Here is a 16,217-nt window from a genome sequence, read left to right as displayed (position 1 = left end):
GCATTTAGTGAAAAATAATACTAGAGAAATACTCATACGTTCTATCCTTTTCATGCTGAATAATACTCTCTACTTTTGCTTCATCCATTTTAAGGCTATCAATATTTCCATCAAATGCAATCATTCTGTGGTTTTCACAAGAAAAAGTCGAAAATAGAGTATCTATTCGCGAACTCATCTTATTACTATTTTTCGAGGTCCTTTCCGCAGTCAAGAAATTCTTTCCGAAGATTATAGAAAAGACCGATGCATGAAACGAGTCAGTGAAAACAAACTCTGCATTCTTGATAAGATAAAGGAACTCAAACGGCGTAATATCAAACCATTTCAAGGCAGTCACTGAATTCAAGTCAATCCGTTCAAGGTTATTTATCTTACAATAATTTTCGATGTTATATTCAACATTGTTTTTGATGCTTCCTAAAAAATAAGTAACAACATATTTTGACGGCAGTTGCTTGTCCGGTTTCCTTATTACTTTTAACCATTCATCCTTTGACAACAAAAAAGTAGGATCAATGTTTACTCTACCATTTTCAAACCCCAGTTCCTTACAGATATGCAATCCCTGTTCTTCTCGAACAGAAATTGCATCCAGATTGCCTAGTGCCTTTGCAAAAGCCACTTTCTTTTCATCCGGGATTTCATTTACACCAAAACTTGCTGCATACGAAATGCTTCTCTTAGGTACCGGCAATTTTCCCGTTAACAAATCAATATTACTATAGTAATGTGGATTCCAGATTTGATCACTTCCACACACAAAACAATCCACCTCGGAAAATTTCTTAGTGTTTGATGTCAGTTTTTCAGATGTAAATTTCAGATATTTTTTATTAAACGATTTGAATCTTAAAAGTCTCTTCCAATACATATAGTGCTTCGCAGAAGGAAACGCCCACGTCAATAAAATTCTTGCTTTTTCAAATCTGCTTCCTTGTGCGACACAATTATCTACTGTTTTAACCTCGCATGGAAAGTTATTCTGCAAATATGTTAGTAAAGCATAATTTTGAAGCTTATTGCCGTAATTGTATCCTTCTGTAAATGTTAAAATTCCTACTTTCATCCAATCTCTTGCTCCTATATGCCTGCATATAAATTAACACCCTTGCCAAAAAATAATTATCGGCCAGAATTGCTCTATACAGCACCCGTTTTGCTTTATTCTCATTATCTAGATTCCGTTGTTTTAATACTTCATGCAGCTGAGTATCTTTAAGAATCTCATTTAACTCCATTTTTTTAGCAACTATGTTTTTCTTCTGTCTTGCTTTTAATTTCAAGCAAGTTATTGTAAAAGACAAATAAGGCTCACTGACTTTTCGCAAAACGTTTTCATTATAATTATTCTTTTCACATAGTGACACGCATTGATTGTAATATTTTCTTATCATCTCATAATTCATTAATCGAGAAGATGAAGATAGTGACTCATGTCCGTGTCGATAGCAATATAAAGCTTTATTCAGCACTACCAATTTATTTATATGTCTATATAATTTCAGCCTCGAATAAAAATCTTCTGATATATATTCTCTTTCCGACTCAAATCTCCATCCGATTTTTCTTATTATTCCCAGTGAATAAAAATTAGCCATGCTAGCAGGCGTTTCAAGGTTTCGCACCTTCTTGTTCTCTGAAAAAATCATCTCCGGAAGAAACTCTTCTTGTACTTCTTTTCCCTCGAAGATATATTTATCCGAATAAGGAATTTTTTCTCCAATTACTTTTCCCACTTCGTCAGTATGTTGTACGCCAAACATCACCATCGCCGAATCATTTCCAGCAATAGCATTCACACACTTTTCAACAAGATTAGGTTTAATATAATCGTCACTATCCACAAAAAGAATGTAGTCGCCTGTAGCCACTTCAATGCCCTTATTTCTACTTTTCCCTGCACCTTCATTCACTTTATGAATTACTTTGATTCTATTATCTTCCTTTTGTAATGTGTCACATAACGTTGGGCTACTATCCTTTGACCCATCATCTACAAGTATTATTTCAATGCTGGTATATGTTTGTTTTTGAATACTTTCAAGACATTCTGCTAAATATTTTTCTGCATTATATACAGGTACAACAACCGTAACCTTTTCCACTTTTCCACTCCATCTCTTATTACTGCAAGACTTTATTATACTGTTCAATGAATCGATCTGCCAGCTTATCCCATGTAAAACCTTCTTGGATTTTATGAGATGCCAGACCACAAATATTCATCGCCGTATTTTTATCTCTCGAAATTTTTTCGATACAATCTGCCCAGTCATTTGCATTATTCAACGTTAGAACAAATCCGTTTTTGCCATTATCAATCAGAGTGCTTGATCCGCCATTAAGTGTTGTTAGCACAACTGAGTGGTAATACATAGCCTCTAGTAATACCATACCAAAAATTTCATATTCAGTCGGAAGTAAAAAGATGTCCGCCAAACCGTACACTCCAGCCAAATATTTTTGTTCCATTTTTTCTTGGTATACTATGTGGTTCTTAATATTTTTGCTTTCTGCATACTTCCAACAATCTTCTATATAATCCTTGTCTCCTGTTCCTATCATATACAGCGTGGCATTCATTTTCTTATTTATGACTTTCGAAAAGACATCCAAAATAAAATGTATATTTCTCCGTTTTTCAAATCTTCCTATATATAGAAGCTTCAAATTTTCATCTTGACGCATCGTCAAAAATAGTGGTTCTGTACACACTTCTTTGGAGTTTGATAGCATCTGTGTATCCATGCCGACTCCAACTGTTCCAATATTAGCTCTCTTAATTCCTTTATTCTCTAGGAATTCTTGGGCCATTTTACTTTTGGTGATAAAATGCGTTCCCAATTTTAAATATCTTTTCAAAAAGAACATATCAAAAACTGAGCACATCGTATTATATCGTTTGTTAAAGTGCGAATAATATGGACCGTGGTATATGATGGTTTTTTTAGGATATTGTTTAGCTAGCAGCCACGATTGCATTTGATTATATTCAGCTGTTTGTAATATATCATAATGCTTAAATAATTCTGCACAATTAGTATATACCGTGTTTTTCAATGCAGTCTTTCCATGGCGATAAAAGACATTTACATTTCCATAACCTTCAACTGTGATTGTGATATTTTTTTCTTCTTTGTCCGTCCAAAAAACAATATCACAAATGTGCCCTTTTCTGACAAGTGCCTTCGCAAGACCGACTTCTTGTATATTATATGTATTTCTTTCAACATCCATATAGCTAGGATAGCTTCTAATGATTAGTATTCTCATGGTATTCCCTTCATTATACTAACTCGTTTTCGGAAACCTTCCGAACAGCACTATTACTATTTTCTCAGTCTCTACCGAACAAGTCTCTTGTATATACTTTTTCTTTCACATCATCCAAGCACCTGTCATAGCGATTTGCGATGATGGCGTTGCTCATTTCCTTGAACTTAGCCAGATCATTGACCACAACGCTGCCGAAGAAAGTATCGCCGTCTTTCAGGGTCGGCTCATAGATGACCACCGTTGCTCCCTTGGCCTTGATGCGCTTCATAACGCCCTGAATGGAGCTCTGGCGGAAGTTATCAGAATTGGATTTCATGGTCAGACGATACACACCGATAGTCACAGGCTTTTCCTGCTTTTCATCGTATTCGTTGTCCTCGTCATAGCCGTAGTAGCCAGCCAGTTTCAGAACACGGTCAGCGATGAAGTCTTTTCTTGTTCTGTTGCTCTCGACAATAGCTTCAATCAAGTTTTCCGGCACATCGGCGTAGTTCGCCAGCAGCTGCTTGGTATCTTTCGGCAGGCAGTAGCCGCCATAGCCGAAGGACGGATTGTTGTAGTGGCTGCCGATACGAGGATCAAGGCAAACACCATCGATGATCTGCTGAGTGTTCAGACCCTTGCTCTCTGCGTATGTATCCAACTCATTGAAGTAAGCAACACGCAGTGCCAAATATGTGTTGGCGAACAGTTTAACTGCCTCTGCCTCGGTGAAGCCCATGAACAGAGTGTCGATATTCTCCTTGATAGCACCTTCCTGCAGCAGACCAGCGAACTCATGAGCAGCCTCAACTAGACGCTCATCGTTCAGGTCAGTACCAACGATGATGCGACTCGGATACAGGTTGTCATATAGAGCCTTGGATTCACGCAGGAACTCCGGGCTGAAGATGATGTTCTTGCTGTTAAACTTCTCACGCACGCTTGCGGTATAGCCCACAGGAATCGTAGACTTGATGACCATGATCGCAGTCGGGTTATATTCCATAACCAGTTTAATCACAGCTTCGACAGCGGATGTATCAAAATGCTGTGTATGGCTGTCATAGTTGGTAGGGGCAGCAATTACAACAAAATCCGCATCCGAATATGCTGCCTTCGCATCTAGTGTTGCAGTCAAATTCAAATCTTTTTCTACTAGATATTTTTCAATGTAATCATCCTGAATCGGAGATTTGCGATTGTTAATCAATTCCACTTTTTCCGAAATAATATCCACAGCTGTCACCTGATGATGCTGGGAAAGCAGTGTAGCGATTGACAACCCCACATAACCAGTTCCGGCCACAGCGATTTTATAATTTTTCATAGTTATCCTCCATAACAACAGAGCCACATTCATTGCATTCAAACATAATGCTTTATAATTTTATTTGGATACAAAAAGAACTCCAGCCACTTTGTTTTCTTCATAATCCATGCAGCTATAATCGGACCTGCAAAGCTGATTCCAAGTCCCAGCACCACATGAACCTCAGCATTTGTAATGCCAATCTTCAGCAGAACAGACCTCAGCGGTGCTGCAAACAATGTGTGCAGCAAGAAAATCGGCATGGTGTATTTTGCAAGGAATCCCATGACTTTACCACTTTTTCTTTCATAGTCAGCTATCAAAAGAATCACCGCAGCACAAGCCACCAATCCAAGCTCAAATGACAGTACCAAATTCTGAATATCAGCCATATACACCGCTACGCTCAACAAAAAGAACAACAAACCAAATACTGTTCCCTGTAACTTCTTTCCTCGTATCTGCACATTAAACACACAAATACTCATACCGAGCACAAACCAGATTTCGTTTGAGAGAACTGTCGATACTGCGTAAACGCTGTACCCCCCCCCGTTAAAATCAGGACTTTGGCAGCCAATGCAACTATCAGTCCCACTGCCGCTGCCTTCGCATTGCTAAACGTCGGCGTGATAAAGAAGATAAAGAGCAGTGCATACAAATACCAGTACGGAGCAGTCGGGTGAAGGAATAGTGTGTCGCCGAGACCACCAATCTGGTCATTAACGCTACTTGAGAATACCTTTTTCAGTACCCACGTAGCAGTCGTAAAAGTCACATAGGGCACACCGAGTGCTAACGCCTTCTTCATCACATTCTTACACCAACTACCAACACTGTTAACCTGACTGTATTTCTGATACAGGTATCCGCTACAAATGAAGAACAGCGGCACATGGAAGTAGTAGATTGTTGTGTTGAACCACTCGTACAAATCACTCTCTGGAAGAATATTTGCCTTTGTCATGCTCTGAAAGAAATGCCCCAATACAACCAATATACAGGCGATAACTTTCACATCATCAACCCATTTTTCTCTTGTTCTTGCCGCTGTCTTTTCACTCATTACTTCGTCTCCATCTGCTGTGCGATATCAGCATCCACGATTTCTTCGCCAGTCTTATGCTTCAGCTGCTCCTTAGACGCCTCACTCAGACCGTTGTTGATCACGCAGTTCATATCGCAGGTGCTGCACTTGTCCAGTTCTTCTTTGGTAACTTTGCCATCACGGTAGTCACGGCAAATCTTCAACTCGTACATGTTGTACGGATGTTTGGTGAACAGAGCCTTAAACTTATGGACCAGAACCCAAGTGGCTGGTTTCCAGATATACTTATGCATAGCCGGAGAAACAGAACCAATCATCCAGCAATCACGGTCGCAGCAGCGAACCTTTGCACGAACCTTTTCTGCTTCCGGACTATTCCACAACTCATCCCATGTCTGGTTGTTCAGGTTGCCCATGACTTCTTTATCCTTGGTACCATTACAAGGCATGACATAGCCATACGGATCAATAAAGAAAGTATCAAAGCTCATGTCGCAAGGCAGCAGACGTTTCTGGCCGTAGATATAGTTGATCAGGCCGTGATTAAAGTAAGCACGGAACCACTTCTTCGGGCTATTGCTGCGGAGCAGTTCATTGACAAGATTCTCGAAATTCTTAGCAACCATCGGACGGTCATGGATAATGTTCTTCGCCTCAACAAAGTAGAAGCTGTTGTGCAGAGAAGCCGTAGCAAACTCCATGCCCATCTCGTCAGAGATTTTGTAGAGAGGAACCAAATCAGGAGCGTTTTTGTCCTGAACGGTCATACCGAAGCCAACGTCCTTCATGCCCATCTCGCGCAGTTTTTTCAGCGTACCGTAACCACGCTGGTAGCCGTTCTGCAAGCCACGGATCTCGTTGTTGGTCTGCTCCAGACCCTCGATGGAAATACGAATACCGATCTGCGGAAACTCCTTGCACAGGTCAACGATGCGGTCGGTGAAGAAGCCGTTGGTCGAAATAACGATGCGGTCAGACTTCTTGTACAGCTCACGCACAATATCCTTCAAGTCGGTGCGGATGAACGGTTCACCGCCGGTGATATTGGTGAAGTACATCTTCGGCAACTTCTTGATGGTTTCGATGCTGATTTCTTCTTCCGGCTTGGAAGGTGCCTTATAACGGTTACACATGGAGCAACGAGCGTTGCAACGATAAGTAACGATGACCGTACCATTTAACTTCTTTTCTTCAGACATGATTAACTCTCCTAACTCTCTCTTTTAAGAATGTTTCGATTTTATTTAAGAACCACTTGGCACATACCGAAAACACAACTGAACCACAAATTACTGCAATAGCTGTGAAGATATATGCCAGCAGACCGTTTCCAAATAGATGAATGAGGTGCAACTTCTCAAGCACACGATAAATTACCATGTGGCACAGGTAAATCTCGAAGCAGATACCACCGAGAAACTTGGCAACTGGATTGACCAGTCCCCCCCCCCCGATTGCATCCGAGGGTATAAATTAGTGCTGCAATGCAGAAGAACGGGAAAAGCATATAGAACACAAAAATAACGGCCAGTGTCCACTCACACCGATGACAGAAATCTTCGCATTCGGCAGAAGTCCCTGACACAAAGTTAAATTTGCGAAAATTTCAAACAAGGATTCCTTACTCGGCGAAATCACAAAGTCCAGTGCACAAAGCAGTGCAAAGTATGGCCAGATTTTGATGTACCGCTTCTTATAGAAGTCCTCTACACTTATCTTCTGGTCAACAATTTTCTGGTAATAGCCACAGCACATACCAAAGCCACTGACCATCATAAAAAGGAAAACGAGGTTTGTGAAAGACGGAATAAGCCACTCAAACACAAATCCTCCTATTCCATATTCTCCATTTGCGAGGACTTGCATCAGTGCGATGCCAATAATGGCATACGCCTTTAAGCCGTCTATTCCCTCATATCGATCCGCTTTTGTAGCCACAAGTTCTCTCCTCACATACCAGTCTTACTGATACACCTTCATAATTTTCTCGTAATACTCATCGATGGTATCGAAGCTGATGTCCTTACAGTTCTCGCTATACTGCTGACACAGCTTCTTATCCCACCAGAGCTTCTGGATCTTCTTTTTCAGATCCTCCACATTACCACTCTCAAATAACTCGCCGGTCTTGCCTAGCTGAATCAGTTCCGGGATGCCTCCGATGTTCGCTCCCAGCACCGGCGTGCCATACATCTGGGATTCCATCACGGAGAACGGACAGTTCTCGTACCACTCTGACGGGTAGATGGAGAACCGTGCCTCACGGATGAGCTCTTCCAGTGCTTCGCCCTTCTGGAAGCCGACGTTCTTGATGTTCTTAACACCCTTAATGCTGTCCTCTAGCGGACCAGTGCCGGCGAAGATGAACTGCACATTCGGCAGTTCCTTGCAGACTTTGATGAGCGTGCCAATACCTTTCTCCTCGGAAAAGCGACCAAAGTACAGCGCATAATCCACCCGCTGATACTTACAGAGGATTACCCCCCCCAGATAAATCGGGATGAGCTTATTGCAGTATGCCTCCAGGTCATCTCGTTCAAGGTTTAGACACGCCTTTGCGTAGTTATCAGTTTCTACCGGATTGTTCCAAAGTTCTTTAATGATATCTGCCAATTGCTTGGAATCCCGGCTTGTGAACAGTCGTCCATCCACGCCATCGGTGATCAATTCAGGAATACCACCAATGCTTGCACCGATGACCGGAGTCCCGCGCTGCTGACTCTCCATAACGGAGAATGGGCAGTTCTCGTATACCTCCGAAGGGCAGATGGAAAACTTTGCTTCCCGAATCAGTTTGTCCAGTGCGTCACCAGTCTGGAAACCAACATTCTTAACATTTTTCAGCTGATTGACCCTGTCTTCCAGTGGACCGGAACCAGCAAAGATAAACTGAATATCTGGTAACAGATTGCAGGTTTCAACCAGTGTGTTGATGCCCTTTTCCTCAGAGAAACGGCCGAAGTACAGAACATAGTCCTGGTTCTCAACTTCTTTAGGCTCCACTTTTTCCACAAAGTTGTGCATCGCAATAGTTTTAGTCGCAAACAATGGATTGGTGTCCATCTTCGTTTTCAGGAACTCCGAGCAGCAAATGATTTTGTCAATATACTTGTAGACACCATTCCATTTCCAAAATTCTGCTTCCATCATGCCCACGATAGACTTCGCAGTAGAGCCGTGAACACATTTGCCTTTCGCACAGTTCACGAAATGACCGCCAAGGCACTTCTCACAGTTCTCATGTGTAATAGGGTTCTTTAATTGATGGTTCGGGCAGACCAGCTGATAGTCATGCGCCGTAAAGACGATCTTGCACTTATGCCCAGTCTCCTTGCGCCACTTCACGATTTCCAGAATCACGGAAGGCGTCAGCTGGTAGTTAAAATTATTCAGGTGACAGACATCTGGCTGGAAGTCGTCCAGCACTTTCCGCAACTGCACCCGTGCTTCTTTGCTGTAGATTGTCTTGATTGGGTAGGTCAGCTTGCTCAGTTTCGACCCTCCGTGGAAATCCATATCAGACGTGTAAGCATTGACCCGGTTGCCAACGCAGCGGCCCTTGTGGTCCATACCGAAGTACTGAACCTCGTGTCCATGCTGCTCCAGTGCCTCACCTAGCTTAAATATGTACGTCTCTGATCCGCCGTTTGGGAATAAAAATTTATTTATTTCGATAATACGCATAATTTTTCCTTTTTCGTGCTGTGATTTTCCTTTGTTTCATATCCCCCATTCGGATAAAACACTTCCGATGTATTACTCATAAACCAGAGTGCTCTATCCAAACGCAGGTAGTGATACTAAAAGTCCTTATGATAAAATCATCTGCTGTTACCAAATGAAGGTTCCGAGATAAAAGCACCTCTCACGACCCCATCCATCTCTCAAAAAATGCCGTAAATACGCCATTTTTAAGGCTTTTTCACTATGTACATCTCACTACCTTTGTTGGGATAGAGGAGATTGTTAATCATTAATATCCGCATCTTAATCTTCCTCTTGTTCTAATGTCTTTCAGTTACTCTTTTCATAAATGCTATGTTTCTTTTCTATGCTCAAGCAGCTTATTTCCAGCCGCTATTTTCCCAATTCATGTGTTTATCAATTTATCTAACCGATACTTCTCACACTTACTTTTTTCTTAACCAAACCAAATATCCTCTGCATAACAACCGCAAACACAGTCGCTCCCGTCAGCACAGCCACGACCGTAACCGCATATTGCAGCCATCCATTTCCAAACATCCAATTGATACCTGATTTCTCAATCACACGGAATATAACCATGTGTGAGAGATAGAGCTCCATACTGATGCCGCTGAAGAACTTTGTAACCCTGTTCTCCAGTACCCCCCCCGATTAATAATTGCACAAATTAACACGGTGCTGGATACCAGCAAACACATTGCTGCATTTTCGCCAACAACATAGTAGAGTACAGCCGCGCATCCGGCAGCTCCGAGTGCAATCCACTGATTCCACTTTGAAATTTTATCCCGATATAAATAAATCAGGCCGCCTGCAACAAAAAAGCAGACACTATACAAAATATTTGTTCGGCCAACCGCAAAATAATTTGAACACACAAGGTTATAAACTAAGCTGGCCGCGAATGTAATCCACGCCCGTCTTTTATTTGCCAAAAGTACACAGAAAAACGGAAATATTAGATAAAATACAAATACCAGTCCAAGAAACCACCCGACACCGATTACTGTAATATTCCCCGCATCAGGCAGGAAGCCAAACAGCAACGTCAAATCGGCAAATGCCTCACACAAAGCTCCTGCTGACGGTGACATAACAATATCAAGCAGTACAAGAACTCCAAAAAATGGGAGGATTTTCTTAAAACGCTTTCCGTAAAAATCCTGCCAATCTACTTTATTGTTAAGTACCTTATCGTAGTAACCGCAGCACATTCCAAATGCCGAAACAGTCATGAAGAGAAACACAAAGTTTGTAAATGACGAAATAATTGTGTTATACACGTAACCTGATATTTCATAATTTGAATTCGCTCTTACATACATCATTACAATGCCAAATGCAGCAATCATCCTCAATCCACCAATCGCACCATAGTGTTTCTTTTCCATTACTTCTCTCTATTACTTTCTATATAATTTCAGCGTCTGCTTCACCACATCATCCCAGTTGTACTTCCGGCAGATAAAATTAGCTGCTCCATCTTTCAATTTCTGTACTTCTTCAGGATGATCACAGGCAAACTGCAGCTTTTCTTTCAAGTCTTCTATATCCGACTTTCTAAAAATCAATGCCTTGTCTTCTACCACTTCTGTACATTCAGCTATATCAGAAGTTAAGCAGCAATTTCCATAACTCATTGCCTCTAATAAACTTAAAGGCATTCCTTCCAAATCAGATGGCAAGCAGTACACATACGCATTACTATACAGTTCATCCAGAGTCTGCCCCTGTACAAATCCTGTGAAAATAATCCTGTCGTCGTCCTTTGCAAGTTCTTTTAATTCCTGTGTGAAAGTATTCGTATCAGAACTACCACCGGCAATCACAAGTTTCTTGTCGGTATCCACATGCTTGTATGCCTCAATCAGGTACTGAACTCCTTTTTCCGGCACAAGGCGGCCAAGAAATAATATATAAGAATCTTTTTCAAGCCCCAATTTCTCTGTAATTAATTTTGCCGGTCTGATTTTCGGTCTGTTCACACCATTAGGAATAAATCGTGTTTTACGCCCGTAGGTTTGTTTGAAATAATCCTGTACGCCTTTGCTTAGAACTATGATTTCATCCGCATATCTGACAGCATTCTTTTCGCCCAATCGGATTATTTTAGAGCCAATGCCAAATTGCCACTTTTCACGCCGCCAATCAATCCCGTGAACAGTACACACTACTCTTTTTCCAAACAACTTCGGAATCCAACAAAACAGCGCCGGACCCTCCGCATGGATATGTACCACATCATATTTTCCAAAAGCGCAGCACAATACCGAAAAGAATGAGGAAGAAACTGCCGCCAGCCCTTTCCTCTCAATAGTAGGAACTGTTTTCAGACGGATTCCCTCATATTCACTTTTTATTTCAGCGTCATATTCTGCCCCACTAACGTGATGGCCTGCCCTGTTATAGCAAGTGACCTGGTGACCATCTCTCACCATCCGTTTCGCAAGTTCCTCCACAACGATTTCAATGCCTCCCTCTCTGGAAGGCACACGTTTGTGGCCGAACATCCCTACCTTTAGTTTCTTCTCCAATTCCATCCTGCTCCATCCATTGCCTTTGTTTGTAAATTTATTTCGTATCAAGCCTCTAAATTGAAATCTAATCCATTTCACATATCTCCAAATCGAATTTAATCCCTCTGAAATATATCCCTTGTATAAACCTTCCCCTCCACATCCTCCAAACAACTATCATAACGATTCGCTATAATCGCATCACACTTCTTCTTAAATTCATTCAAATCATTCACCACTTCACTGCCAAAGAATGTGCCGCCATCCTCAAGTGTTGGTTCGTAGATAATCACCGTTGCTCCTTTCGCTTTTACACGTTTCATAACCCCTTGAATGGAGCTCTGGCGGAAGTTATCACTGTTGCTCTTCATCGTCAGACGATAGACACCGACCACAACCTGTTTTTCCATACTGCTGCGGTATTCTGTATCTTCATCGTAATCGTAATAGCCCGCCATTTTCAAAACGCGGTCTGCAATAAATTCTTTACGTGTTCTGTTGGATTCGACGATTGCTTCGATCAGGTTCTCAGGTACATCCGCATAATTCGCCAGCAACTGTTTTGTATCCTTCGGCAAACAGTATCCGCCATAACCGAAAGATGGATTGTTATAATGACTTCCAATACGCGGATCCAGGCATACACCCTCGATAATCTGTTGTGTATTCAACCCTTTCATCTCCGCATAAGTATCCAGCTCATTGAAATAGGAAACCCGCAACGCCAGATAGGTATTGGCAAACAGCTTAACTGCCTCCGCTTCAGTAAATCCCATGAAAAGGGTATCAATCTCTTCCTTAATAGCCCCTTCCTGAAGCAATGCTGCGAATGTATGTGCAGCCTCTACTAAACGCTCATCTTCCATACGTGTGCCGACGATGATACGGCTCGGATACAGGTTGTCGTAAAGGGCTTTGCTCTCCCGAAGGAACTCCGGGCTAAAAAGGATGTTCTTACTGCCTGTCTTTTCTCTGATACTCTCTGTATACCCAACCGGTATCGTAGATTTAATGACAATCATCGCATTCGGATTATATGATATAACCTGTTTGATGGCTGTTTCAACTGCTGTGGTATCAAAATGCTGTGTAGTGGAGTCATAATTCGTAGGAGCTGCAATTACAACAAAGTCCGCATCACTGTATGCTGCCTTTGCATCCAGCGTTGCGGTCAGATGCAGCGGTTTTTCTGCCAGATACTTTTCTATGTATTCATCCTGTATCGGAGATTTTTGGTTGTTAACAAGTTTCACCTTTGATTCGATAATATCAACCGCCGTCACGATATGATGCTGCGCCAGCAATACTGCAATCGACAACCCGACATAGCCCGTTCCGGCCACTGCTATACGATACTGCTTATCCATTCTCTCTCCCTCTTTCTCCAACTCCTGTTCTACGCCGCTCCGTCCCCGGAAAACATTCCTCTGATTGTCTTAAAGATAATCTTAAAATCCAGCGCAAAACTCCATTCCCTGATATAGGACTCGTCTAACTTTACAACGTCTTCAAAGTTCGTGATGCCGCTCCTGCCGCTCACCTGCCACATCCCGGTGATTCCCGGCTTGGCAGACATCCGTATCCGATGACTTGGAGAATATCTGACCCATTCATCCACGGTCGGCGGTCTTGTCCCGACCATGCTCATCTCACCTTTTAATACATTGATGAACTGTGGAAATTCATCCAGACTGTGGTTCCGTATGAAATGTCCGATTCCTTTGATGATTCTGGGATCATTTTCTATCTTGAACATCATTCCGTCTTTTACTTGGTTTTGTTCCATCAGTTCCTTCTTACGCTGGTCGGCGTCCATATACATGCTTCGGAATTTATAGATCTTAAAGGTACGTCCGTTCTTACCGATTCGTATCTGCGTATAAAAGATTGGTCCCGGAGACTTAAAAAAAATAATAGGGCCGATAAAGAGGCAGATAAGAAAGGTACATACCGTGCCTGCCAGTCCTCCACAGATGTCGATCAGGCGTTTCAGGCTTGCCTGACGGCTGTCCATGGTATTAACCGTGTTGGTAATGACGGTGTAACCTGCCAGATTTTGGACGATTTTCCGGGTTGATTTTAATTCATCAATCCTTGCCACCCGCAGATGTACCGTAATCCCCATAAGCTCACACGCTTCAATTAAGTCTTTGGGAGAACTCAGATATTCCTGAAGATTAACAAATATCTCATCCACCCAGTTTCTGCACAGATATTCCTCTGCATTCTCCTTACAGGCAACAACGGGTGTCCCGGCATAATAATCTCCTTCACAGTTCTTATCCAGAATAATCAGTCCCATGATTTTCAGACCATATGTATTGTTCTCCCGGATAATTTCCACTGTCTTCGTAGCCAGCTGGCTGGAAGTGACGATGACAAGTGCCCGATTTCCATTCTCCTGAAATTTCTTTTTGAGAAAACCTTTCCAAAATACTCTGACCATGTAGCTGAACACTATATGTAATGTCCATGCCACCAGAAATACGGTTCTTGAGAATTTTTGTGTAATTCTGAGCAGGTAGATAATCATAAGAAATCCGGCCCATACCTCGCTGGTATGGAAGAACACTGCTTTTAGTTCTTTCAGATAACCCCGGCGCAGGATATTTTTATAACTGGAGAAAAAGATACCCACTATAAATTCAAGCGGAAGCAGCAACAGAGCCGCATTCTGGTAAATACCATATTCAATCCCTCCCATGCCGTTACGTATAAGGATTGCTAACAGATAGGAGAGTTCTGCACATACGATGTCAAATAGTATGAAATCACAGTGCTTCATCCAACCACTACTAAATTTCCTGTACATTCACAAATCGTCCCCTTCATTTTGATACCGATTCAGCTGCGGGATAAGCGCATCTCGAGCTATATGGCAAAATGTACTGCTACTGTACCGTTACCTTCAAAACGGCCGTGTTGGAATTGTTCCCGTCACTGTCCACGACATGATAATGTACTTCATAAGTTCCGGCTGTGCTGCTGTTTACCTCGCCCTTAATCTGTATATCGCGGTACAATTTCTCTTTACTGTCTTTATCATCCTGAATTTCTTTTACATAGCTCAGTGCATAAAAGGTGCTTCCGACCGGAAGGGTCGATTCATATTCTGTCAGATAGAACCTGGGGCTTCCTGCCGGTAAAGCAGCAATCGCCTCTTCATTGGCCGTCTCTCCATCGGACGAGGTTACCGGGGCGAAAGTTTCTGTGGAAGAATCCGCAGGTTCTTCCGGGTTTCCTTCTCCACTCGTTTCAGCTGCCGGAGCCTCTGGCTGCGGAGTCTCCTGATTTTCTACATCCGATTCAGAAGTGGCTGCACCATTGGCCTGATATTCTACGATTCTGGACTTTTTCGTCACATTGTTCTTCTTGTCCCTTGCTGCATAGACCACAGATGCCTTCGTCTGATTCACATCCGGCAGGATGTATTCAATCATAAGTGAATCGCTTACATCTCCGTCTTTCTGGTCGACTGCCTGTACACCTTCGAGCAGGGTACCGGTATCCGTTCCCTCCACATAGGTCATGTCAGCATCCGGAATCGTAATCCGGGGACCCTGTCTGTCTCCTGTAATATATACAACAACCACACCTGTCCCAAGTAGAATGCAAAGAATCAGCATAACTGCCGAAATACCTTTTCTCATTCCTTACTCTCCTCTGATTTTTCCTCATACTTGCCTTGATACTTTCCGTAATGTCTTCCGTAATATCTTCCATGATACTTCTCATAACTCTGTTTGTGCATATCGACTTTATTCAGGACCACACCAAGAATCGGGCAATTGCTTTTTTCCAGCTGTTTTTTTACCTCCTGGGCAAAGCGGTAACTGATGACGCCTGACTCGATTACCATGATGGCTCCATCGCAGATTTCTGCTATAATGGCACTGTCAATGACGCTTCCAAGAGGCGGTGTGTCGATAATCACATAGTCATACACATTTCTAATGGCTTCAATTAAGCTTTTGAAATATTTTCCGCCCAAGAGCTCGGCCGGGTTCGGCGGAAATGGTCCCGAGTATATAAGGTGAAAATTTTTAACACTCGTAGCACAGATTGTCTCCTGGATGGTGCACTGTCCCGTCAGGAAATGTGTCAGCCCCATAATTCCTTTCTGGCTTACCTTGGTTCTTCCCATCAACACAGATTTTCTGAGGTCGGCATCAATCAACAGTACATGTTTTCCACTTTCTGCCAGGGAGACAGCGAGCTGCATACTGATGCTGCTCTTTCCCTCATTCATCGTACAGCTTGTGATGGCAATGACTTTCTTGTCTTCACCGCAGAATTGAAAATTGGTACGCAGCGATTTATAGGCCTCTGATATCTGATATCCCATCGTCTCATTCTTTACTGTTACCTGGTTCAC

15 protein-coding genes and 2 pseudogenes are annotated in these 16,217 nt (G+C 42.4%); all 17 read right to left on the bottom strand.

Annotation, left to right across the window (positions count from 1 at the left end; all coding sequences use genetic code 11):
* Nucleotides 1-4: 4 nt before the first annotated feature.
* Nucleotides 5-1,069 carry a polysaccharide pyruvyl transferase family protein gene (locus KNL20_RS03310; protein WP_230399222.1) on the bottom strand — a complete coding sequence of 355 codons (1,065 nt, stop codon included), beginning with the start codon at nt 1,067-1,069 and terminating at the stop codon, nt 5-7.
* Entirely contained in the window at nt 1,020-2,108 is a 1,089-nt protein-coding gene (locus KNL20_RS03305; protein WP_230399221.1) for a glycosyltransferase family 2 protein, read from the bottom strand. Before KNL20_RS03305 ends, KNL20_RS03310 begins: the two co-directional genes overlap by 50 nt.
* Before the next feature lie 19 nt (nt 2,109-2,127).
* The gene (locus KNL20_RS03300) at nt 2,128-3,276 is read right to left on the bottom strand and encodes a glycosyltransferase family 4 protein (protein WP_230399220.1); all 1,149 of its coding nucleotides are present in this window, start codon (nt 3,274-3,276) and stop codon (nt 2,128-2,130) included.
* Between the two features lie 64 nt (nt 3,277-3,340).
* Nucleotides 3,341-4,588: a nucleotide sugar dehydrogenase gene (locus KNL20_RS03295; protein ID WP_230399219.1), complete on the bottom strand. Its 1,248-nt coding sequence runs from the start codon at nt 4,586-4,588 to the stop codon at nt 3,341-3,343.
* Nucleotides 4,589-4,626: 38 nt separating this feature from the next.
* A complete protein-coding gene (locus tag KNL20_RS03290; RefSeq protein WP_230399218.1) occupies nt 4,627-4,962 on the bottom strand; it encodes a hypothetical protein in 336 nt (111 codons plus the stop codon).
* A 92-nt stretch (nt 4,963-5,054) separates the two neighbouring features.
* On the bottom strand, nt 5,055-5,636 hold the full coding sequence (locus KNL20_RS03285) for an acyltransferase family protein (protein WP_230399217.1): 582 nt from the start codon (nt 5,634-5,636) through the stop codon (nt 5,055-5,057).
* Complete coding sequence (locus KNL20_RS03280) at nt 5,636-6,817, bottom strand: radical SAM protein (RefSeq protein WP_230399216.1); 1,182 nt, start codon at nt 6,815-6,817, stop codon at nt 5,636-5,638. The genes KNL20_RS03285 and KNL20_RS03280 overlap by 1 nt, the downstream gene beginning before the upstream one ends.
* Before the next feature lie 274 nt (nt 6,818-7,091).
* Nucleotides 7,092-7,556 (bottom strand): acyltransferase family protein, encoded by a 465-nt coding sequence (locus tag KNL20_RS03275; RefSeq protein ID WP_230399215.1) that lies wholly within the window; start codon nt 7,554-7,556, stop codon nt 7,092-7,094.
* 24 nt (nt 7,557-7,580) lie between these two features.
* A pseudogene (locus KNL20_RS16220) lies at nt 7,581-8,081 on the bottom strand (glycosyltransferase); the annotation flags it as partial.
* Between the two features lie 21 nt (nt 8,082-8,102).
* Nucleotides 8,103-9,302 (bottom strand): annotated as a pseudogene (locus KNL20_RS16215) (glycosyltransferase); the annotation flags it as partial.
* Between the two features lie 426 nt (nt 9,303-9,728).
* Nucleotides 9,729-9,890: a hypothetical protein gene (locus tag KNL20_RS03260; protein ID WP_230399214.1), complete on the bottom strand. Its 162-nt coding sequence runs from the start codon at nt 9,888-9,890 to the stop codon at nt 9,729-9,731.
* Entirely contained in the window at nt 9,887-10,717 is an 831-nt protein-coding gene (locus tag KNL20_RS03255; RefSeq protein ID WP_230399213.1) for an acyltransferase family protein, read from the bottom strand. Before KNL20_RS03255 ends, KNL20_RS03260 begins: the two co-directional genes overlap by 4 nt.
* A gap of 12 nt (nt 10,718-10,729) precedes the next feature.
* Nucleotides 10,730-11,866, bottom strand: a complete 1,137-nt coding sequence (locus tag KNL20_RS03250) for a glycosyltransferase family 4 protein (protein WP_230399212.1) — start codon at nt 11,864-11,866, stop codon at nt 10,730-10,732.
* Between the two features lie 92 nt (nt 11,867-11,958).
* Nucleotides 11,959-13,209: a nucleotide sugar dehydrogenase gene (locus tag KNL20_RS03245; RefSeq protein ID WP_230399211.1), complete on the bottom strand. Its 1,251-nt coding sequence runs from the start codon at nt 13,207-13,209 to the stop codon at nt 11,959-11,961.
* Nucleotides 13,210-13,238: 29 nt separating this feature from the next.
* Nucleotides 13,239-14,654, bottom strand: a complete 1,416-nt coding sequence (locus tag KNL20_RS03240; RefSeq protein ID WP_230399210.1) for a sugar transferase — start codon at nt 14,652-14,654, stop codon at nt 13,239-13,241.
* 79 nt (nt 14,655-14,733) lie between these two features.
* Nucleotides 14,734-15,492, bottom strand: a complete 759-nt coding sequence (locus KNL20_RS03235) for an immunoglobulin-like domain-containing protein (protein WP_230399209.1) — start codon at nt 15,490-15,492, stop codon at nt 14,734-14,736.
* Entirely contained in the window at nt 15,489-16,217 is a 729-nt protein-coding gene (locus KNL20_RS03230) for a polysaccharide biosynthesis tyrosine autokinase (RefSeq protein WP_329957494.1), read from the bottom strand. Before KNL20_RS03230 ends, KNL20_RS03235 begins: the two co-directional genes overlap by 4 nt.

The organism is Novisyntrophococcus fermenticellae, from assembly GCF_018866245.1.
In the GTDB taxonomy this organism is placed as follows: Bacteria; Bacillota; Clostridia; order Lachnospirales; family Lachnospiraceae; genus Novisyntrophococcus; species Novisyntrophococcus fermenticellae.
This window is presented reverse-complemented; position numbering and strand designations above follow the sequence as displayed.